Source organism: Streptomyces sp. NBC_00820 (genome assembly GCF_036347055.1).
GTDB lineage: Bacteria > Actinomycetota > Actinomycetes > Streptomycetales > Streptomycetaceae > Streptomyces.
In genome coordinates, this window is record NZ_CP108882.1 from 7,282,077 (window position 1) to 7,303,022 (window position 20,946).

At 72.5% G+C, this 20,946-nt stretch carries 17 protein-coding genes, 1 tRNA gene and 1 pseudogene; 11 read left to right on the top strand and 8 right to left on the bottom strand.

The annotated features are described in order from the left end of the window. Positions 1-163: 163 nt before the first annotated feature. From OIB37_RS32470 to OIB37_RS32480, 3 genes are read right to left on the bottom strand one after another with little or no spacing between them, the layout of a single operon-like run. Positions 164-1,369, bottom strand: a complete 1,206-nt coding sequence (locus tag OIB37_RS32470; RefSeq protein ID WP_330461173.1) for a ferritin-like domain-containing protein — start codon at positions 1,367-1,369, stop codon at positions 164-166. Continuing rightward, on the bottom strand, positions 1,366-2,220 hold the full coding sequence (locus OIB37_RS32475) for a phosphate/phosphite/phosphonate ABC transporter substrate-binding protein (RefSeq protein ID WP_330461174.1): 855 nt from the start codon (positions 2,218-2,220) through the stop codon (positions 1,366-1,368). The genes OIB37_RS32470 and OIB37_RS32475 overlap by 4 nt, the downstream gene beginning before the upstream one ends. Continuing rightward, the gene (locus OIB37_RS32480) at positions 2,220-3,359 is read right to left on the bottom strand and encodes an acyl-CoA dehydrogenase family protein (RefSeq protein ID WP_330461175.1); all 1,140 of its coding nucleotides are present in this window, start codon (positions 3,357-3,359) and stop codon (positions 2,220-2,222) included. Before OIB37_RS32480 ends, OIB37_RS32475 begins: the two co-directional genes overlap by 1 nt. A gap of 439 nt (positions 3,360-3,798) precedes the next feature. Between OIB37_RS32480 and OIB37_RS32485 the strand changes: the two genes are divergently transcribed. The 6 genes from OIB37_RS32485 to selB all read left to right on the top strand — a co-directional run bounded on the left by OIB37_RS32485 (position 3,799) and on the right by selB (position 14,041). Continuing rightward, positions 3,799-5,064: a cysteine desulfurase family protein gene (locus OIB37_RS32485; protein WP_330461176.1), complete on the top strand. Its 1,266-nt coding sequence runs from the start codon at positions 3,799-3,801 to the stop codon at positions 5,062-5,064. 89 nt (positions 5,065-5,153) lie between these two features. After that, positions 5,154-8,498 (top strand): formate dehydrogenase, encoded by a 3,345-nt coding sequence (gene fdh, locus OIB37_RS32490; RefSeq protein WP_330461177.1) that lies wholly within the window; start codon positions 5,154-5,156, stop codon positions 8,496-8,498. Beyond that, the gene (locus OIB37_RS32495; RefSeq protein WP_330461178.1) at positions 8,495-9,562 is read left to right on the top strand and encodes a 4Fe-4S dicluster domain-containing protein; all 1,068 of its coding nucleotides are present in this window, start codon (positions 8,495-8,497) and stop codon (positions 9,560-9,562) included. Before fdh ends, OIB37_RS32495 begins: the two co-directional genes overlap by 4 nt. Then, a complete protein-coding gene (nrfD, locus tag OIB37_RS32500) occupies positions 9,559-10,698 on the top strand; it encodes an NrfD/PsrC family molybdoenzyme membrane anchor subunit (protein ID WP_330461179.1) in 1,140 nt (379 codons plus the stop codon). Before OIB37_RS32495 ends, nrfD begins: the two co-directional genes overlap by 4 nt. A gap of 173 nt (positions 10,699-10,871) precedes the next feature. Then, positions 10,872-12,257, top strand: a complete 1,386-nt coding sequence (selA, locus tag OIB37_RS32505; RefSeq protein ID WP_330461180.1) for an L-seryl-tRNA(Sec) selenium transferase — start codon at positions 10,872-10,874, stop codon at positions 12,255-12,257. 2 nt (positions 12,258-12,259) lie between these two features. Then, a complete protein-coding gene (gene selB / locus OIB37_RS32510) occupies positions 12,260-14,041 on the top strand; it encodes a selenocysteine-specific translation elongation factor (RefSeq protein ID WP_330461181.1) in 1,782 nt (593 codons plus the stop codon). Positions 14,042-14,091: 50 nt separating this feature from the next. Here selB and OIB37_RS32515 read toward each other — a convergent pair. Continuing rightward, positions 14,092-14,187: transfer RNA gene (locus OIB37_RS32515), tRNA-Sec, on the bottom strand. A gap of 112 nt (positions 14,188-14,299) precedes the next feature. On the opposite strand from OIB37_RS32515, the gene selD reads away from it, so the two are divergent. From selD to OIB37_RS32530, 3 genes are all read left to right on the top strand, one after another. Beyond that, positions 14,300-15,340: a selenide, water dikinase SelD gene (selD, locus tag OIB37_RS32520; RefSeq protein WP_330461182.1), complete on the top strand. Its 1,041-nt coding sequence runs from the start codon at positions 14,300-14,302 to the stop codon at positions 15,338-15,340. A gap of 182 nt (positions 15,341-15,522) precedes the next feature. Continuing rightward, complete coding sequence (locus OIB37_RS32525) at positions 15,523-16,254, top strand: SDR family oxidoreductase (RefSeq protein ID WP_330461183.1); 732 nt, start codon at positions 15,523-15,525, stop codon at positions 16,252-16,254. 190 nt (positions 16,255-16,444) lie between these two features. After that, a complete protein-coding gene (locus tag OIB37_RS32530) occupies positions 16,445-16,816 on the top strand; it encodes a hypothetical protein (protein ID WP_330461184.1) in 372 nt (123 codons plus the stop codon). Positions 16,817-16,828: 12 nt separating this feature from the next. Here OIB37_RS32530 and OIB37_RS32535 read toward each other — a convergent pair whose 3' ends face one another. From OIB37_RS32535 to OIB37_RS32550, 4 genes and pseudogenes are all read right to left on the bottom strand, one after another. Next, entirely contained in the window at positions 16,829-17,242 is a 414-nt protein-coding gene (locus OIB37_RS32535) for an ATP-binding protein (RefSeq protein WP_443058232.1), read from the bottom strand. Positions 17,243-17,321: 79 nt separating this feature from the next. Continuing rightward, on the bottom strand, positions 17,322-17,732 hold the full coding sequence (locus OIB37_RS32540) for a hypothetical protein (protein WP_330461185.1): 411 nt from the start codon (positions 17,730-17,732) through the stop codon (positions 17,322-17,324). Between the two features lie 337 nt (positions 17,733-18,069). Next, positions 18,070-18,414 (bottom strand): annotated as a pseudogene (locus OIB37_RS32545) (NAD(P)/FAD-dependent oxidoreductase); the annotation flags it as partial. A 36-nt stretch (positions 18,415-18,450) separates the two neighbouring features. Then, on the bottom strand, positions 18,451-18,933 hold the full coding sequence (locus OIB37_RS32550; protein ID WP_330461186.1) for an Asp23/Gls24 family envelope stress response protein: 483 nt from the start codon (positions 18,931-18,933) through the stop codon (positions 18,451-18,453). Positions 18,934-19,394: 461 nt separating this feature from the next. On the opposite strand from OIB37_RS32550, the gene OIB37_RS32555 reads away from it, so the two are divergent. Both OIB37_RS32555 and OIB37_RS32560 read left to right on the top strand, forming a co-directional pair. Continuing rightward, entirely contained in the window at positions 19,395-20,159 is a 765-nt protein-coding gene (locus OIB37_RS32555) for an SDR family NAD(P)-dependent oxidoreductase (protein ID WP_330461187.1), read from the top strand. Between the two features lie 230 nt (positions 20,160-20,389). After that, on the top strand, positions 20,390-20,944 hold the full coding sequence (locus tag OIB37_RS32560; protein WP_330461188.1) for a hypothetical protein: 555 nt from the start codon (positions 20,390-20,392) through the stop codon (positions 20,942-20,944). The last annotated feature ends 2 nt before the right edge of the window (positions 20,945-20,946 follow it).

Genomic DNA, 20,946 nt, shown 5'->3' on the forward strand with positions numbered 1-20,946 from the left:
CCGCCGTCGGGAGTGCCCGCGGGCGCGGTCACCACGGACCCCGACCCCACAGGCATGGTCTCCACAGACATGGTCTCCACGGAGCCGGCGAGAGCCCGCACAGGGCCGCCGGGTCCGTGGAGCGAACGTCCGTGGAGCGAACGTCCGTGGACGGCAGCGGGCGTCACATGAAGTTGCGGGTGTGCAGCGCGGAGAGCTCGGCCGCCTCGTCGTCGGGGAACCCCAGCCGCGACAGCCGGTGGCGGCGCCCCTCGTCCATGTCCGCCTGCAGCAGTCGTACCGCCTGCCAGCCCCGCGCGATCGCCGCGGGCTCCCACGATCCGGCGGCCAGCAGCACCAGGGCGTCGAAGACGTCCCGGTTGAGGCCGGCCGTCCCGATCAGCGCGTCGTGCCGCCGTTCCACCGCGGCCCGCAGCCGGCCCCGCAGCCCGGGGTCGACGCCCGCCCGGTGCTCCAGGTGACCGACCCCGAACGCGACATGCCGTGCCTCGTCCTGCCGGACCAGATGACTGATGCGGCGGGTGACCGGGTCCGGGGCGTGCCGCTCCAGGAACGACAGCAGGTTCAGGAAGCTTCCCTCGCCCAGCACCGACAGCAGGAACGAGGCGATGGAGAAGTCCGGTTCGGTCAGCAGGGTCGCGAGCGACGCCCTGCCGCCGACCGAGGAGGTGCCCATCGCGCCGTCGCGCAGCAGTGCCCGCTGGGTGAAGACCTCCACGTGCCGTGCCTCGTCGGCGGCCTGCACCGCGAGGAGCTGCAGCACCTCGCGGAAGTGCGGATGCACCTGCACCAGCAGCCGCCCGGGGATCACCAGGGCGGCCTGCTCGTTCTCCACCAGGTACGTCATGACCTGGACGACGGCCGCCTCCACCTCGTCCGGCAGGGTGAAGTCGGCGTCCCAGTCCACCGCCGCCCGCGGGTCCCACTGCGAGGCGGTCGCCTGCCGGTACAGGCGCGGCGCCAGATCCGTCCACGCGACGTCCCGGTCGACCACCGCGAACGGAACCTCGGGACCGCCCGCCTCCACCAGCGCCCCGCGCGCCGCGAGGCCCCAGTGGAGCGGGGCACGGTCGGCGATCTGCGCGGCCGCCGGGCCGCCGGCACGTTCCGCGCCGTGCAGACGGGCCCCCGCGAGGGGGCCCGCCCGCACGTACGCCACCACCGGCGCGGCCGACGGGTCCGCGGCCTCCAGCCGGTGCCCCTCGTGGCGGCACCAGGCGGCCAGGTGCGGCAGGAGCGCCGGATCCGTCCCGAGCACCTCGACCCCGCCGCCGGACGGTGTCTGCCGCAGGGCACGGCCGAGCAGCAGGTGTGCGCCCTGCTCGAAGCCCAGAGCGCCGAGGTCGACCCGCGCCGTGCCGGAGGTCATGGCCGATAGTCCTCGACGGTGATCCGGCCGCCCGCGTCGTAGAAACCCGTGGCGTCGACGGCCGCGGTCAGCTGTCCGAAGCCGGTCTCCCGTCCGGGCACCCACTGGGTGAGCCCCTCCAGGTCCAGCAGTCGGCGGACCTCCGGATCGCTGTACGACATGGAGAGCAGCAACTGGGTGAGCCGCTCGCCCGCTGCGGGGTCCAGGGCGGGGCCCGCCGCCAGCACGCAGTGGTCGTAGGGAGCCGTGCGCGTCAGCAGCCGGGTGCCGCCCGGGGGCAGGATGCCCTCCTGCCCGAACAGCAGGTGGTTCGCGTCGATCATGCACGCGGCGGCCGCTTCGCCCGCCATCAGGGCGCGTGCCGCGTCCCGCTCGCCGCCGATGTGGTCCCCGTGCAGCCCCACCCCGGTGTCGTGCCGGCGCACCTCGAAGTCGGTGCCCGCGACCAGGCCGAGGTCGGCCAGGTGCTGCAGCGGGATGAGGGTCGACTGCGGCGAGTCGACGGCGCCGACGGCCACCGTCCTGTTCTTGAGGTCGGCCGGCGAGCGCACCTCGCCGTCGGCCCGGACGACGACCACCGAGGTCAGGTCGCGGTCCGTGTCCCGCATGACCAGCGGCCGTACCGTCACTCCGGCCGCCTCGGCCAGCCTGCGGGTGCGCAGCCAGGCCAGCGGCGAGTGCCAGGCCGCGTCGATCCGGCCGTCGACCAGATCCTGCGCCTGCCGCTCGTACTGGGAGTAGAGCACGAAGTCGAAGGGCAGACCCTGCGCGAGCAACCAGGACCGGAAGCCGGACCAGATGGTCACGACCTTCGGGTCGTACGCGACGGCTCCAAGGACCAGTGGCCTCATCAGGCCTCCTCGAAGAGCGGCAGGCCCAGCTGCACGCGGCCGCAGAAGTCGTGCAGCGCCTCGGTGGTCGGGGCCATCACGCGGGCGGCGAGCGCGTCACGGAAGCGCCGCTCCACGCCCGTGTCGCGGCGGAAGGCGGAGCCGCCGCACAGCCGCATCGCGCCGTCCGCCACCTCGGCGGCGGTCTCCGCGGCGAGGGCCTTGATCTGCAGCACCCGCAGCGTGGCGTCGGGGCGCCCGTTCTCCATCGCGGAGAGCGTGTCCCGCAGCATGGCGCGCAGCGCGTCGGCGCGGAGCCGGAGCTCGGCGAAGCGGTTGCGCGTCATCGGCTGCTGGGCCAGCGTCTGGTCCAGGTGCTCCAGCCGGGTGTCCCGCAGGTGGGCGGCGGTGAGGTCGAGCAGTGTCTCGGTCACGCCGAGCGAGAACGCCGCGCTCAGCACCAGGAACGCCGGCAGCACCACTTCGAGAGCGGTGGTCAGACCCGCCCCGTCGGTGCCCAGCAGGGCGCTCACGGGGACGGCGACGGCCTTCGCGGTCATGGGGCTGGAGGCGTTGCCGCGCAGCCCGAACCCGTCGTAGTCGCCCCGCACTTCGAGTCCGGCGCCGCCACCGGACACCAGCCACAGCGACATCACGCCGTCCGTCCGCAACGGCTTGCTCGACCACACGTAGCTGTCGGCCTCGCCCGCCGAGGTGACCCACGACTTCTGGGCGTCCAGGCGTACCCCGTCCTGGCCGTCCGGCGTCGCGGTGCCCACCGGGGCCCAGAAGTGGCTGCGGGAGCCGCGCTCGGAGAACGCCAGCGTGCTCAGGTGCCGGCCCGCGGCGATGTCACGCCGCACCTCCTCGGGCGCGTGGCGGTCGAGGACGGTCACGGCCGAGTAGTGCATGAGCAGCACCATGGCCGTCGAACCGCACGCGCCCGCGAGCCGCTCGATCAACTGGGCGGCCTCGCGCAGTCCGGCGCCCGCCCCGCCGCTCTCCGGCGAGCTGAGCAGGCCCAGCAGCCCGGCCTCACCCAGCGCCCGGACTCCTTCCCTGGGGAAGCGCCCGGCGCGGTCCACCTCGTCGGCGAGCGGCCCGACGACGTCGTGGACCACGGCGTCGAGCGCGTCGGTCAGGAGGGTCGGGGATGCCACCACGGACGGTTGTGCGAGATCGTCCTTTGAATCGAACGAGTTCTTGAATGCCACCTTCAGCCCCTGGATTGGTTCTTGAATGCCACCTTTGATCCAGTGAAGCACTCCGATTCGCGTAGCGGGAGAAGCGCGCGCCATTGCGGCAAAGGAGTGAAGATCGGACGAATGCAGCGCCGCCTCGGCGACCTTGTCCCACCTCACCTTGCTCCCAGGTCACGCCCGTTGTCCCACCCGATGTCCCGCCCGTTGTGCGGCTGCGGCGGTCGCCCGCATCGAGGGCGCGCAAAGGCTGGTATAAGTGCTCAATTCGCTGCAATTCGTCCACAATGCGTACGGAGTTCCGCCCGGCGCGCATGCGCGGTGGCGCCGGGTCCCCGGCCCGTGGGCCCTTGACGCGCCGGCCCCCGACCCCGTCCGCCAAGGAAGGTGCAGGCCCCCCATGAACATGCCGGCGAGCCCGGTCCAGGACGGCGATCCGGTGTACCTGGACCACAACGCCACCACTCCCGTCGACCCCCGGGTGGTGAAGGCGATGCTGCCCTTCCTGACGAGCGGCTTCGGCAATCCGTCCAGTGAACACGCCTACGCCACCGGGCCCCGGGCGGCGCTGGCCCGGGCCCGCCGGCAGGTCGCCGCGCTCGTCGGGGCGGACGCCGAGGAGATCGTCTTCACCGGTTCCGGCTCCGAGGCGAACAACCTCGCGCTGCGCGGCGCCGTGCTCGCCGCGGGCGACCGCAGACGACGGGTGATCACACAGGTCACCGAGCACCCGGCCGTGCTGGAGACATGCCGCGCGCTGCACCGCCTGCACGGGGCGGAGGTGACGTACCTGCCGGTCGACGAGCGGGGCCTGGTCGATCCCGCCGACCTGGTCGAGGCGCTGGACGACCGTACGGCCGTGGTCTCCGTCATGGCCGCCAACAACGAGACCGGCACGCTGCAGCCGGTCGCCGATCTGGCCCGCCTCGCCCACGACCACGGCGCGCTCTTCCACTGCGACGCGGCCCAGGCGGCCGGCAAGGTCCCGGTGGACGCGCGTGCGCTCGGCGCGGACCTGCTGACCCTGGTGGGCCACAAGATGTACGCCCCGAAGGGCGTCGCCGCCCTCCTCGTCCGGACCGGCGTCCGCCTGGAACCCCTGGTGTACGGCGGTGGCCAGGAGCGCGGGCTCCGCGCCGGCACCGAGAGCGTCGCCCTCGCCGTGGCGCTGGGCACCGCCGCCGCACTCGCCGCCGAGGAGCTCGCGGACGGCGGCGCGCGGCAGGTCGGGGAACTGCGCGACCGCCTGCACCGAAGGCTCGCCCAGGAGTTTCCCGGGCGGGTCCACCTCAACGGATGCGACCGCCGCCGTCTGCCCAACACCCTCAACATCAGCATCGACGGCACCACGGGGCACGGCCTGCTGGCCGCCGCGCCGGCCCTCGCGGCCTCCACCGGCTCGGCCTGCCACAGCGGGGCCACCACGCCCTCGCCCGTGCTGAGCGCGATGGGCCTGGACGACACCCGGGCGCTGGCCGCCGTACGGCTGTCGCTCGGGCGCTGGACGACCCCGGCGGACGTCGACAGGGCGGCCGGGGCGCTGATCGACGCCGTGCACGCGCTCGCCCCGGCGGGGGCCGACGGCCACGGGGCCGGCCACGGGCCGGGCCGTGCGTCCGGCCACGAGGTCGGTCACGGGGCCGGCTACTGGTCCGCGACCCTCTGATTTGCGCTGCGTCTGCCTCGAGTTGCGGTGCGTCTGCGGGCCGGTAGCGTCGGGTGAAGGTGGGGGCCCTTGCGCGAAGGAGCGGGCGGATGGGCGTGAAAACTGGTGTGAAGCGGCTGCTGGAGATGTGGCCGATCTACCGGCAGGTCACCGGTGCCGACTGGCTGGGCCGCGGCCTGGCCGTGCAGTCGAAGCGGTCGAGGACGCTGCGGCCGCGCACCGAGGAGGCGGACCGGGTCGCACACTCGGTCTGCCCCTACTGCGCCGTCGGCTGCTCGCAGAACGTCTTCGTGAAGGACGAGAAGGTCATCCAGATCGAGGGCAACCCGAACAGCCCGGTCAATCGCGGCCGCCTGTGCCCCAAGGGGTCCTGCAGCAAGCAGCTCGTCACCGGACCGCAGCGGGAGAACCACGTCCTCTACCGTCCTCCGTTCGCCACCGAGTGGCAGCGCATGGACATGGACACGGCCATGGACATGGTGGCCGACCGGGTGCTCGACGCCCGGCGCCGGGGCTGGCAGGACACCGACGAACAGGGCAGGGTGCTCCGACGCACCCTCGGCTTCGCGGGTCTCGGCGGCGCGGCGCTGGACAACGAGGAGAACTACCTCATCAAGAAGTTGTTCACCGCCCTAGGCGCCATCCAGATCGAGAACCAGGCGCGTATTTGACACTCCGCCACCGTTCCCGGTCTGGGAACCTCGGTCGGTCGTGGCGGCGCTACCAACTACCCGGAGGACCTCACCAACTCCGACTGCATCATCATCATGGGCTCGAACATGGCCGAAGCCCATCCGGTGGCCTTCCAGTGGGTCACCGAGGCCAAGGTGCAGGGGACGAAGATCATCCACATCGACCCCCGCTTCACCCGCACCAGCGCGCACTCCAGCCAGCACGTGCGGATCAGGGTGGGCAGCGACATCGCCTTCCTCGGCGGAGTGGTCAACTACATCCTCTCCAACAACCTGCAGTTCGAGGAGTACGTGAAGGCGTACACCAACGCCACGTTCATGGTGAACGAGGACTACAGGGACACCGAGGACCTGGACGGCCTGTTCAGCGGCTACGACCCCGAGACCGGCAGCTACGACAGCACCAGCTGGGCGTACGAGACCGTGGAGAAGGGCACCGACGGACGCCAGGGCAGCACCCTCATCTCCGCGACGCCCGCGCAGGCGCGCGGCGGTCACGAAGCGCCCCCCGGACCGGTCGGCAAGATCGCGACCGATCCCACCATGACGCATCCGCGCTGCGTGCTCCAGATCCTCAAGCGGCACTACTCCCGGTACACGCCGGAGATGGTCGAGAAGGTCTGCGGCATCACCCAGCAGCAGTTCCTCGACGTGTGCCGCGCCTGGACCGAGAACTCGGGCCGCGAGCGCACCACCGCGCTCGTCTACAGCGTGGGCTGGACGCAGCACACCGTCGGCGCGCAGTACATCCGGGCCGGTTCCATCGTCCAGATGCTGACCGGCAACCTCGGGCGCCCCGGCAGCGGCGTCTTCGCCCTGCGCGGCCACGCGAGCATCCAGGGTTCGACCGACATCCCGACCCTGTACAACCTGCTCCCCGGCTACATGCCGATGCCCAACGTCACCCACCACACCCTGGAAAAGTTCGTGGACGACGTGCGCCACGTCTACCGCAAGGGCTACTGGTGGAACGCCGACGCCTACATGGTCTCCCTGCTCAAGGAGTACTGGGGCGACGTGGCCACCGCGGAGAACGACTTCTGCTACGACTACCTGCCACGCATCGACGGCGACCACGCGACCTACGCCACCGCCATGGACATGCTCGCGGGCAAGGTCTACGGCTACTTCCTGATGGGCCAGAACCCCGCGGTCGGCTCCGCGCACGGACAGCTGCAGCGGCTCGCCATCTCCAAGCTGGAGTGGCTGGTCGTCCGCGACCTCGCCATGATCGAGAGCGCGACCGTCTGGAAGGACTCCCCGGAGATCGAGCGGGGCGAGATCTCCACCGAGACCTGCCCCACCGAGGTGTTCTTCTTCCCCGCCGCCTCCCACGTGGAGAAGTGCGGCACCTTCACCCAGACCCAGCGCATGGTGCAGTGGCGCGACGTGGCCGTCGAACCCATCGACGACCGCCGCTCCGACCTGTGGTTCTTCTACCACCTGGGCCGGATCGTCCGCGAGAAACTGGCGAACTCCACGGACGAGCGCGACCGTCCGATCCTCGACATGTTCTGGGACTACGAGATGGAGCACGGCGACGAGCCCTCGGCCGCGGACGTCCTGCGCCACATCAACGGCATCGACCTGACCACCGGACGCACGGTGAGCAGCTACGAGGACCTCAAGAACGACGGCACCACCGCGTGCGGCTGCTGGATCTACACCGGCGTCTACGCGGACGAGCACAACCTCGCCAGGCGCCGCAACTCCCGCTTCGAGCACCCGATCTCGGACGGCGAGTGGGCCTTCGTGTGGCCGCTGAACCGGAGGATCCTCTACAACCGCGCCTCCGCCGACCCCCAGGGCAGGCCGTGGAGCGAGCGCAAGGCCCTCATGTGGTGGGACGAGGAGAACGGCGTGTGGGCCGGCGACGACATCGTCGACTTCCAGCGGCACAAGCCGCCGGACTTCCAGCCGGCGCCGGACGCGCACGGCCCGGCAGCGCTGGCGGGCGACGACGCGTTCATCATGATGGGCGACGGAAAGGCGGCGCTGTTCACGCCGACCGGCCTCGTCGACGGGCCCCTGCCCACCCACTACGAACCGGAGGAGTCGCCGGTCCGCAACGCCCTGTACGGGCAGCAGTCCAACCCGACCCGGACGATCTACAAGCGGTCCTACAACCCGTACAACCCCTCGCCGCCCCAGCCCCTCGGCGACACCTTCCCGTACGTGTTCACCGCGTCCCGCTACACCGAGCACCACACGGCCGGCGCGATGAGCCGCACCCTGCCCTACCTCTCGGAGCTGCAGCCCGGTCTGACCGTGGAGGTCTCCCCGGAGCTCGCCGCCGAGCGGGGCCTGCACCACATGGACTGGGCGCATGTGATCACCAGCCGGACCGCGGTGGAGGCCAAGGTGGTCGTCACCGACCGGCTGGCGCCACTGAACCTGGAGGGCCGCACGGTGCACCAGCTCTGGATGCCCATCCACTGGGGCAACCTCGGGATCACCACGGGCGACGTGACCAACGACCTGATCGGCCTGGTGCTCGACTCCAACGTGCTGATCCAGGAGAGCAAGGTGATCACCTGCGACATCCAGCCCGGCCGTCGCCCCCGCGGTCCCGAACTCCTGGCGTACGTCGACGAGTACCGGCGCCGCGCCGGCATCACCCTGGACACCGGAACCCACGAGCTGACGGTCGAAGATCCCGACGTGCCACCGCTGGGAACCGACGTGCATCCCCGGGGCACCGGCCACCCGGCCGCCCCGGACGGGCCGGAGGACTCCTCATGACCACAGAGAAGACAGCGAAGACAGAGAAGACCGAAGAGACGGAGACGAACGACAACAGTCTCTTCGGCCCGCTGGACGACCCGGCCGGTGACGCCGGCTACCCCGAGGACCACCCGCCGCGGATGGGGTTCTTCACCGACACCTCCATCTGCATCGGCTGCAAGGCCTGCGAGGTGGCCTGCAAGGAGTGGAACGGCGTACCGGCGGACGGCTTCCAGCTCCTGGGCATGTCCTACGACAACACCGGATCGCTCGGCGCCAGCAGTTGGCGGCACGTCGCCTTCATCGAGCAGGACCTGAAACTGGGCAGCCAGGACGCCGGTCTGGAAGGCCTGCCCACCGGGCCCTCCGGCGCCGGAACGGCGGCGCAGACGGTCGCCGGGGCGATCAGCAAGGGCCACCGGGCCGGCGGCGAACTGGGCACCGAGCCGGTGGACCTGGGCTTCCCCAGCTTCGACCTGCCCGGCGCCGGGAGCGGCGCGGAGACCCGCCAGGACTTCCGCTGGCTGATGTCCTCCGACGTGTGCAAGCACTGCACCCACGCCGGCTGCCTCGACGTCTGCCCCACCGGCGCGCTCTTCCGCACCGAGTTCGGCACCGTCGTCGTCCAGCCCGACATCTGCAACGGCTGCGGCTACTGCGTCTCCGCCTGCCCCTACGGCGTCATCGACCGGCGCCCCGACGACGGCAGGGCCTGGAAGTGCACCCTGTGCTACGACCGGCTCAAGGGCGGCCTGGAGCCGGCCTGCGCCAAGGCCTGCCCGACCGACTCCATCCAGTTCGGCGTGCTCGACGAACTGCGGGAGCGGGCGGACCTCCGCCTGGAGCAGATGCACGAGGCGGGCTTCGACTCGGCCCAGCTGTACGGCCGTGACCCCGAGGACGGCGTCGGCGGCGACGGCGCCTTCTTCCTGCTCCTCGACGAGCCCGAGGTCTACGGACTGCCGCCCGACCCGATCGTCACCACCCGGGACGTGGTGTCCATGTGGAAGCACGCCGGCGCGGCCGGTGCGCTCATGGTGGCGGCGACCGCCGCCGTGTTCTTCAAGGGAGTACGTCGATGACCAAGGGCGACGGCGCGCACGGCGAGCCGCACCACGGGCCGGGGGACGCCGACCCCACGGCCACGTTCTCCGCGCACGGCAAGGGCCACAAGGGCCGCAAAGGCCGTAAGGGGCACGGCGGCGAGGAGCTGATGGTCCCGGACGCCGACTTCAAGTCGTACTACGGGCGCCCCGTCCTCAAGCCGCCGGTCTGGGAGTGGATGGTCCCCGCCTACCTCCTCACCGGCGGACTCTCCGCGGCCACCATCATGCTGTCGGTGGGCGCCGACCTGACCGACCGCCCCGCCATGTGCCGGTCCTGCCGCATCGGCAGCTTCGGCGCGCTGCTCGCCAGCAGCTACCTCCTCATCGGCGACCTCGGCCGGCCGTTGCGCTTCCACCACATGATGCGCGTGGCGAAGCCGACCTCCCCGATGTCGATGGGCACCTGGATCCTGATGTCCTTCGGCCCGGGCAGTTCCCTGGCCGGCATCGTCGAACTCCTGCCGAAGTCCTGGCGCACCCGGGGCGCCCTCGGCACCACCCTCAAGTGGGTGGCCCGGGTGAGCGGCATCTCCGCGGCCGTCGTCGGCCCCGCGCTCGCCTCGTACACCGCCGTCCTTCTCGCCGACACCGCCGTGCCCGCCTGGCACGAGGCCTACCGCGAGCTGCCGTTCGTCTTCACCGGCTCCGCCGCCGCCAGCGGCGCGGGCCTGGCGATGATCTTCTCGCCGGTGTCGGAGGCGGGCCCGGCCCGCCGGCTGGCCGTCGTCGGCGCCGCGATCGAGATCGCGGCGGCCCTGCGCATCGACCACAAGCCGGAGTTCGAGCTCTCGACGTACACCCACGGCGAGCCGCACCACCTGCGCAAGCTGTCCGAGTACTTCACCATCGGCGGCGCGCTCACCGCGCTCACCTTCGCCCGGCGCAGCCGGGTCGTCGCCGCGCTCGGCGGCGTGGCCCTCCTCGTGGGCAGCGGATTCCAGCGCTTCGGCACCTTCGAGGCGGGCGTGGAGTCCACGAAGGACCCGATCTACGTGGTCAAGCCACAGCGTGAACGCCTCGACGCCCGCCGCAGGGAGCAGGAGGAGCGAGCACAGGCCGAGCGCGCGGCGCAGGAGGGACACGCGGAGCGGGGAGAGCAGGCGGAACAGTGACCTCGCTCCGGCGCGCGCACGGCTGACGTACGACCCCTTCACGGCCCGCGGAACCAGGCCTGTCAGGCCGCCCTCCGCGGGCCGTTCTCGGTGTGGCGCGGGTGACGGCGGGCGCCGGCCGTCCTAGCCTGGCAGGGGCTTCAGCCGACAAGGCCGGAACGAGGGTGCCCGAGATGGACCGCGACCACATCTCCGCCGCGGACGCCGCCTCGCCCGTCGACGAGCGGCGGCGGCTGCCACGCACCGACGTGCTCCTGGCCGACCCCCGGCTCGACGCGGCGGCCCACCGGCTGGGACGGGACCTCGTCAAGGACGTGGTTGCCCGGGTGCAGGCACGGGCCCGCGCCGGCGAGGTGCCCGTCGCCGAGATCGCCGACCGTGCCGTCGCCGCGCTGCCGGCCACCGCGTCGGCCCTGCGCCCGGTCATCAACGCCACCGGAGTGCTGCTCCACACCAACCTCGGCCGGGCCCCGCTCTCGGCGGCGGCCCGCGACGCCGTGCTGGCCGCCGCCGGCACCACGGACGTGGAACTCGACCTCGCCACCGGAGCCCGTTCCCGGCGGGGCCGTTCCACGCTCGACGCGCTGCTGCGTGCCGTGCCGGCCGCCGAGGCCGCCCACGTGGTCAACAACGGCGCGGCGGCGCTCGTCCTGGCCGCCACCGCGCTCGCCCAGGGGCGGGAGATCATCGTCAGCCGCGGCGAGATGGTGGAGATCGGGGACGGATTCCGCCTGCCCGACCTGCTGGTCTCCACCGGCGCCCGGCTGCGCGAGGTCGGCACCACCAACCGCACCACCCCCGCCGACTACGCCGCGGCCGTGGGCCCGGACACCGGCTTCATCCTGAAGGTCCACCCCTCCAACTTCCGCGTCACCGGCTTCACCCGGGAGGCGTCCGTGAGCGAACTGGCCCCGCTCGGCGTGCCCGTGGTCGCGGACATCGGCTCGGGGCTGCTCACCCCGGAGCCCGCGCTGCCCGCGGAGCCCGACGCGACGAGCCGGCTGCGCGCCGGGGCGTCCCTGGTCACCGCCAGCGGCGACAAACTGCTCGGCGGACCGCAGTGCGGGCTCGTGCTGGGCGACGCCGAGCTGGTACGGCGGCTGGCCCGGCACCCGCTGGCCCGCGCGCTGCGCGTGGACAAGCTGACCCTCGCGGCCCTGGAGGCGACCGTGCGCGGCCCCGTCCCCCCGACCCGCACCGCCCTCCACGCCGACGCCGCGGAGCTGAGACAGCGCGCCGAACGGCTCGCCGAGAAGCTGCGGGCGGACGGGCTCGACAGCCGTGCCGTCGACACCGAGTCGGTCGTCGGAGGCGGCGGAGCGCCGGGGGTGACCCTGCCGAGCGCCGCGGTCTCCCTGCCCGCCGCGTACGCGGCCCTGCTGCGCGGCGCGGACCCCGCCGTGCTGGCCCGCGTCGAGGACGGCCGCTGCCTGCTCGACCTGCGGGCGGTCCCGGTGGACGCCGACCCGCTACTGGCGGAGGCGGTGAGCCGGGTCGTACCGCCGCGGGAGCGGGCCGTACCAGCACGGGATCCGGCCGGGCCGGGAACGGGGAGCTGACCATGCACGTCATCGCCACCGCGGGACACGTCGACCACGGCAAGTCCGCGCTGCTGCGCGCCCTGACCGGCATGGAGCCCGACCGCTGGGCGGAGGAGCGGCGCCGGGGCATGACGCTCGACCTGGGCTTCGTGTGGACGCGGCTGCCCGAGGCGGGAGACCTCGCCTTCGTGGACGTACCGGGACACGAACGCCTCGTGGGCAACATGCTGGCCGGGGTCGGCCCGGTACCCGCCGTCCTCTTCGTCGTCGCCGCCGACCAGGGCTGGCAACCGCAGTCCGAGGAGCACCTGTCCGTCCTCGACGCGCTCGGAGTGCGGCACGGCGTCCTCGCCGTCACCCGCTGCGACCTCGCCGACCCGGACGAGGCACGCGCGCAGGCACTCGACCGGATCGCCGAGTCCTCCCTCGGCAAACCGCCGAGCGTGGCCGTCAGCGCGGTGACCGGCGAAGGCCTCGACGCGTTGCGTACGGCGCTGGTCCGGCTCACCGGCGAACTGCCCGCCCCGGACCCTGACGCGGACGTGCGGCTGTGGGTGGACCGCGCGTTCACGGTGCGCGGCCACGGCACGGTCGTCACCGGCACCCTGGGCGCGGGCACCCTGCGCGTCGGTGCCCGGCTCCAACTCGCCCGTGACGGTACGGTGTTGCGGGTGCGCGGTCTCGAATGCCTCAAGGAGTCACGGCAGGAGGCCGAAGCGGTCGCCCGGGTGGCGGTCAACGTGACCGGGCCGGGCGCCGCGAGCCTGTGCCGAGGCGACGCGCTGCTCACCCCGGACCGCTGGCTGACCACCGACACCGTGGACGTAAGGCTGCGGGGCGACCCGGCCCCTGATCTGCCGCGCGAGCTCACGCTGCACGCGGGATCGGCGGCGGCCGCGGTGACGGTGCGCCCGCTCGGCGAGGACACCGCGCGCCTGCGGCTGTCCGCGCCCCTCCCGCTGCGCGTCGGCGACACCGCGCTGCTGCGCGATCCCGGCCGGCACCGCGTTCCGGCCGGGATCACCGTGCTCGACGTCCGCCCCCCGCGGCTGACCCGGCGCGGCGCGGCGGCGGCCCGGGACCGCGAGCTGAGCCTGACGCCGGAACGCGCCGACGGGTCCGTGGAACTGCGCCGCCGCGGCCTGATCCGCCGCTCGGAGCTGCTCGCCATGGGCGTACGGCCGCCCGCCGAACCGGTCGCGGGGGAGTGGCTGGCGGACCCGGCCCACTGGGCGGCCCTGCGCGAGCGCCTCGGCGACGTGGTCGAGGAGCACGCCGCCCGCCACCCCCTGGAGCCCGGCATGCCCCTGGAAGCGGCCCGTCAGGCACTCGGACTGCCGGAACGCGGCCTCGTCGACGCGCTGCTGGCACAGACGCCCGGGCTGCGGCAGAGCGAGGGCAGGCTCTACGGCAGCCACGCCGGCCCCACGCTCCCGCCCCGGGCCGAGGCCGCCGTGGAAGCCGTACGCACGGGCCTCGCCCGCGCGCCGTTCCATGCCCCGCAGGCCGATCGCCTGCACGAACTGGGCCTCACACCCAAACTGCTGGCGGCAGCCGAAGCCGCGGGGGCACTCCTGCGGATCGGCAACGGCATCGTGCTGCTCCCGGGAGCGGACGCGCAGGCCGCGGCGGTGCTCGCCCGGCTGGAGCAGCCGTTCACCGCGAGCCAGGCCTGCCGGGCCCTGGACACCACGCGCCGGGTCGCCATCCCGCTGCTGGAGTACCTGGACCGGCACGGCCACACCGTCCGCGTGGACGGCGCGCTGCGCCGCTGCCCGGCCGACGACCGGGACGCGCGATGACGCGGCGCGGCGTGCGGCGGGGACGCTGCGTTCGGCGAAGACGCGGGGTTTGGCGGAGACGGATGGGAATCGAACCCACCTGCCCGAGTTGCTCGGACACCTCGGTTTTGAAGACCGGGAGGGCCACCAGGCACCCTTACGCCTCCCCGCGGACCCTTTGGGGCGATGCCCCGGCCACACGGCCATCGAACCGCTGCCCCGCGCGCGAGTCAACGCACCACACCACGCTTCCCTCCACAGACAAGGATCGATACGGCCATGACGGATACACGCACCGATGTCCGGCGGGAGCGGGAGACCGTCCGGCTCACGCAGTACGCCCACGGCGGCGGCTGCGCCTGCAAGATCCCCCCGGGCGAACTCGAGGAGATCGTGGCCGGACTGACGCCCTCGGGAGCGGCCGCCAGGGCCACGGGCGACCTGCTCGTGGGTCTCGACCACGGTGACGACGCGGCGGTCGTCCGGCTGCCGGGCGGCCCCGGCATGCCCGCAGCCGTCGCCACCGCGGACTTCTTCACCCCGGTGGTCGACGACCCCTACGACTGGGGCCGCATCGCCGCCGCCAACGCGCTCTCCGACGTCTACGCCATGGGCGGAACCCCGCTCGTCGCGGTCAACCTCCTGTGCTGGCCCCGCGACGTGCTGCCGTTCGCCCTGGCCACGGAGGTGCTGCGGGGCGGGATGGACGTCGCCGCGGAGGCGGGCTGCGTGGTGGGCGGCGGCCACAGCGTGGACGATCCGGAGCCCAAGTACGGCATGGCGGTGACCGGCACCGTCGACCCGGACCGTCTGCTGCGCAACGACGCGGGGCGGGCGGGGGTCCCCCTGTCGCTGACGAAGCCCCTGGGTCTGGGCGTGCTCAACAACCGGCACAAGACGACCGGCGAGGTCTTCCCGCAGGCGGTCGAGACCATGGTCGAGCTCAACCGCGACGCCGCGCGGGCCGCGCTGGCGGCGGGCGCGGTCTGCGCCACCGACGTCACCGGGTTCGGTCTGCTGGGGCACCTGTACAAGATGGCGCGGGCCTCGGGGGTGACCGCCGTCGTCGACTCCGCCGCGGTCCCGTTCCTCGACGGTGCCTGGGACGCCGCCCGGGCCGGACACATCAGCGGCGGAACCCGCCGCAACCTCGAATGGGTCTCCCCGCACACGGACTTCGGCGCCACCGACGAACTGACCCGGCTCCTCCTGGCCGACGCCCAGACCTCCGGCGGCCTCCTCGTTGCCGGCGAGGTGCCGGGCGCTCCGGTGATCGGGGAGCTGGTGCCGGCGGGGCCGCACCGGCTGGTCGTCCGCTGACAGGTGCTCAAGTCCCGCGTACTGCGGGAGTCCTAGGTACAAGGTCCCCTTTCCCGCCCCCGGCCGGCCTGTGATCCTTTCGAGCATGGCGGTGGTCTTCACCGACCGGGCGCACCGTGCGCCGCGTCGGGAAGTGGCCGTGAGGCAGCCACCACGGAACTCCACAGGCGGCAGGCGGTCGGATGAACTTCGCACAGCAACGGGTCGTCATCACGGGCGCCTCCCGCGACTTCGGCCGGACTCTCGCGATCCGGTTCGCCCAGCGGGGCGCCGAGGTCTTCGTGACCTCCCGCAGCCTGGAGGCGTCACGACGGGTGAGGGCCGAGATACGTGAACTCGGCCACGAACACGTGCACGCCTTCGCGTGCGACCTCTCCGAAGCGGCCTCGATCCGGCGGTTCGCCGCCGAGGTGGCGGAGCGCACCGACCAGGTGGACGTGCTGGTCAACAACGGCGCCCGCTGGCTGGAGGGACCGGAACTCCGCTCCGCCACCGACGAGGACGTGATCGACACCATAGCCACCGGAGCCACCGGAACCGTCCTGACGGTGAAGCACCTTCTGCCGCTGCTGCTCGCATCCGACAGGCCGGACGTGGTGAACCTGATCTCCGCCGCCGGACTTCCGGGCCACCACCGCTCCGACGCGCATGACGCCTTCTACGCGGCGAAGAGCGCACAGGCCGGCTTCGCCGAGATCCTCTCCAGGCGACTGCGGCCGCGCGGAGTGCGGGTGATCTCCCTCTACCCGCCGGACTTCCGCAACCCGGACCCCCTGTGCCCGGAGTGGGACGACACTCCTCGCGGCTCCGGGGACATGCTGACGGCCCACTCCGTGGCGGAGTGCGTCTTCTTCGCGCTCGGCCAGCCCCGGGACTGCTTCATCAAGTCGTTCCACTTCGAACAGGCCCCCTGACAGGGGGAGTCGGCGCAACGGCGAAGGTGTCCGTGCCCCTCGAGGGCCTTGTGAAGGGTCTTGTTCCGCCGGACGCCCCGGCGTTAGAGTTTGAGCGATTGCTCAAACCTCGCATCGGACACGCGCTCCAAAGCGGCACGGGAGCACACGCCGTACGGGGTCCGCTTTCCTCGTCCCCCGAGGAGGACGAATGACACGCGACGTCCGGCCGTGGTTCTGCGCCTGGTTCACCGTGGGCGCACTCGCCTCGTTCAGCCTTCTGAGCATCCTCACCGTGGGCCTCTACCTGTTGCCCGTCACCCTCGCGGCAACCGCCCTCCTGGCCTCCCGGCGCCGGTCCTCGGCCGGACTTGCGGGCCTGGTCTCCGGGACCGGAGTACCGCTTCTGTACGTGGCCTTCCTCAACCGGGGCGGCCCGGGGACGGTGTGCACCACGACGGCCGCCAGCCAGTCGTGCGTGGACGAGTACAACCCCTGGGTGTGGCTGGCGGCGGGGACGGCCCTCCTCCTCGCCGGGATCTTGCTCGGCGCGATCCGGCAGCGCGGCAGCGACAGCCGCTGACCGGCGGCGCGCTCACCTCGCGCGCGGAAGCCCGGCGCGGAAGACCGCTCCCTCGCCGGGAGCCCCGCCGACGGCGAGGGAACCGCCGTGCCGTCGGACCACGTCACGGGCGATGGCGAGTCCGAGACCGGCACCGCCCGAGTCCCGGCTCCGGGCCTCGTCGAGGCGGACGAACCGCTCGAAGACCCGCTCCCGGTCCTGCGGAGTGACACCGGGCCCGTCGTCGCGGACGGTGAGGACGACGTCGTCGCCCTCCACGGCCACGGTCACCGCGACGGCGCCCGCCGCGTGCCGTTGCGCATTGTCGCTTCCGTACGCCCGTGCCGCGGAAACGGCGGTCGGGGCGGTGACGCCGCCGTCGACAACCAGGTAGCCGTGGGAAACGGCATCTGACGGGCGAAGCAGCCCGACAGGCCTTGAGCACACCGGCGGAACACGCCGGATGACGGCATCGAGGGGCGGCTCGACCCGAGCCGCCCCTCAACCATGCGCCGAGCCCGCGTCCCTACCGTGTCCGGCCGAGGGAGCGCCGCGACCGGGCACCGCCATGTGCGGGAAGCACGGGACCGGTCGGGGCAACCCGATCGGTGGCCGGGGAATCCACCAGGCTCACAGCAGGACAGCCGAACATCCCCGTCAGCACACGTCGCTGACGCTCCGTCAGCGGTGCCAGAAAGACCGCCGCGTCGGCATCGGTACGCACACAGAGCGCGGCCGCTTCGCGCGCCTTCCCGTGGCTCAGAAGGGTCCGCGACGAATAGGGGAGGGCCATCTTCCCGGCGCCGCCGTCCGAGACACCCCGCCGCTGCACGATCCGGCCCACGACCCGCGCACCACGCCTCGTCATCTCCCGCGCCGCCGCGTCCATCAGCGCGGCGAAGTCCTTCTGCTTGCCCGAGAAGTAGCCGACGATCACGACATCGGCCCCCTCGACCACTGGGGCGGCCCGGGGCGCGGCCCGTACCGGCCCCACGCGACGGGCGGGGCGCCGGTCGCGCCTTCGGTCCTGCTGCATGGCTCAGAGGCTAGGGGGTGTCGTTTGGATCAGCTCGGGTCCGCGACGCCCGGCACGGCACCTCGCCGCGTTGTCGGATCAGCCGAGTACGTCCAGTACGCGGCAGATCCTCCGCCTTGCGAGGCACCGCACCGGACGCCGCGGCCTGATCCGACCTGATCCAAACGACACCCCCCAGCCGCGCCGCCACCCGCGGCGACACCCGTTATTCGCCTCCCCCTACCGCGCGCCCTCGCCGTCATCGTCTTGCCAGCGCCCGTTCGAGCGCGGTGACCGCGCAGGCGAAGGGACGGCGCGAGCCGAGTGCCGCCCGAGCGGCGTTGGCGCCGGGAGCGCCGTGGACGCCGCCGCCGGGGTGCGCGGAGGCCGAGGCCAGGTAGAGGCCGTGAATCGGTGTCTCGGGGCGGCCGGTGCCGGGGACGGGGCGGAAGACTGCCTGCTGGTGGAGGTTGGTGGTGCCGCCGTTGATGGCTCCCTCGTCCAGGTTGGCGTCGGCGGCCTGGAGGCCGGGCGGCGCCAGGACACGCCGGCTCAGGACCCGGTCGCGGAAACCTGGGGCGTACCGCTCGACCTGCTGCCCGACTGCCATGCTCGCTCTCCTCCTCCCGGCCGCGGCGGGTCACCTCACGCGGCCCTCGTCCGGTGCGGGCTCCTCCTCGTCGGGGAGGTGGACGTCGTCGACGGCGATGTTCACCTCGACGACCTCGAGGCCCGTCATCCGCTCCACCGCGCCGATCACGTTGGTGCGCACGTCAGCCGCCACGTCGACGATGGAGACGCCGTACTCGACGACGACGTCCAGGTCGATGGCGGCTTGGCGCTCACCGACCTCGACCTTCACTCCCCGGGTGACGGCGCCGCCGCTGCCGGGAACGTGTTCCCGCACGGCACCGAAGGCGCGCCCCATCCCCACCCCGCCCAGTGAGTGGATGCCCGGAATCTCGCGGGCGGCCATGCCCGCGATCTTGGCCACCACGCCGTCCGCGATGGTGGTCCTCCCCCTGGTCTCCGCCGGAGCCCCCGCTCCGGTACGGCCCTTCAGCGCGCTCACGCCCGCATCGGGACGGTTGCCCCGGCCGATGCTGGTGCTGTTCTCCGTCATGGCGGTTCGCCTCGATCGACAGGTGGGACACCGTGTGATGCCCGTCGGAAACGTGGACACTCTCCTGCGACCCCGGGAGCCGGCTCCTCCATACGCACACACGAGAGGCCACGCGTGCCGGGTGACGCACCTCGGGTACCCGTACGCCGGTGTCCGTGAACGGAGCCGCACGGCTCGCCCGGCCGCCGTACTCCACGCGATCACGAATCACCCGACCGTCCTCACGCTGGGTTCACGCCGGACTCACGCTGAGTTCCGATGGGTGGCCGTACATCCAAGTCCGGCCGGAGCGTCCCGACGCGGCACCTCGCCGCGTGCGGTCGCAGTCCGGTCGAGCGGGTGTTTGGCTGCTTACGGGGTCTTGTGACGGGGGTGGGGTCTTGTGACGGGGGTGCGGTGGACGGCCCGGTGCTCGACGGAGGTGGGCCGGCCGTCGCCGGTGAAAGGCTGAGGAGTCCGTGATGGCATCGCAGGGAAAGACGCTGGAAGGGAAGGCCGCCCTGGTCACGGGGTCGTCCAAGGGGCTGGGCCGGGCGATCGCACTGCGTCTGGCGGAGCGCGGCGCGGACGTCGTCGTGAACTACTCGCGCGACAAGGACGCGGCCGACGCGGTCGAGGCCCAGGCCAGAGAGCTCGGCGCGCGCACCCTCAGCGTGCAGGCGGCCGTCTCGGACCTCGCCTCCATCGAGGAGCTGTTCCGGAAGACCATCGAGACCTTCGGGAAGATCGACATCGTGGTGGCCAACGCCGGCAAGGAGAAGGTCAACATCCCGGTGACCGACGTCACCGAGGAGGACTTCGACGAACTCTTCCGCATCAACACCAAGGGGCCGTTCTTCGTGATGCAGGCCGCGGTCCGCCACATCGCCGACGGCGGCCGGATCATCAACATCGCCTCCAGCTCCACCTCACGCCCCCAGCCGGGCCTCGGCCTGTACGGCACCAGCAAGTCCGCGCCCAAGTACCTGGTCCGCGTCCTGGCCCAGGAGATCGCCCACCGCGGGGTCACGGTCAACTCGCTGGTGCCCGGCCCGATCGACGGCGCGGGGATTTTCACCGGTGTCGGTGACGACGACCCGTTCAAGAAGTCGCTGCTGGAAACCGCCCCGTTGGGCCGGCTGGCCACCCCGCAGGACGTCGCGGACGTCGCGGAGTTCCTGGCCAGCGACGGGTCGTTCTTCATCACTGGGGAGGAGATCCTGATGAACGGCGGCTCGAGCAACTGACCACCTGCGCCCGGGAATCGGCGTACGCGGGCACGGGCACGGGCAGCGGTGCGTGTGCGAGGACAGGCGCAGGCAGAGGCACAGGCGCAGGGAACACAGGGGCACGGGCAGGCACAGGCGCAGGCACCCGCTCGTGGTCAACGACTGCGCGGTGTCACGCAGGGGCGACGATTGGGTAGCTTCGGTCATGAGGACGGGCTCTGGCTCAACCTCCCTGACGTGGGCAAAGGGTGAGCGAAGGCTCGGAGGGCGGGTACGGCGTGGACGCGGCAGTGGCGGTCAGTCTGATCCGCATGGTCGCCGCAGACCGGGCCGCGGCGGCACCGTGGCAGCGTCCTTCCCAAGCCCGACTGGTGGAGCTGGGCCTGGACGCCCTGATGGCCGGCGTGGAGGCTCCCTCGCTTCCGTGGCTGGCCGGGCTCGGGCGCAATGAGTACTGGCAGGCCCCCGAGCTGTTCGACCTTGTGGTGGAGGAGTTGGGCCTGCTGCCGTCGGACTCAGCCGATCTTGCCGCGGCGCGATGGACCGCGGCCCGTTGGTGGGCCGGTCAGGTCGTGACGCGCCGGCTCGATCCGGTACGCGGAGCCGGCCTCATCTGGCTCGAAGCCGCAGCCGAACTCGACTACCCCGATGCCCTGCGACCCCTCGTCGATCTGGCGACGGCGATCGAGCCGGCGGACGACGAACCGCCACCGCCGTCCCGGCAGCAGGTCCAGGAAGCCGACATCATCGCCGCGGCACGAGACTTCCTCTCGACGGAAGCGCGTCCGGAACACGGCGTCTGATC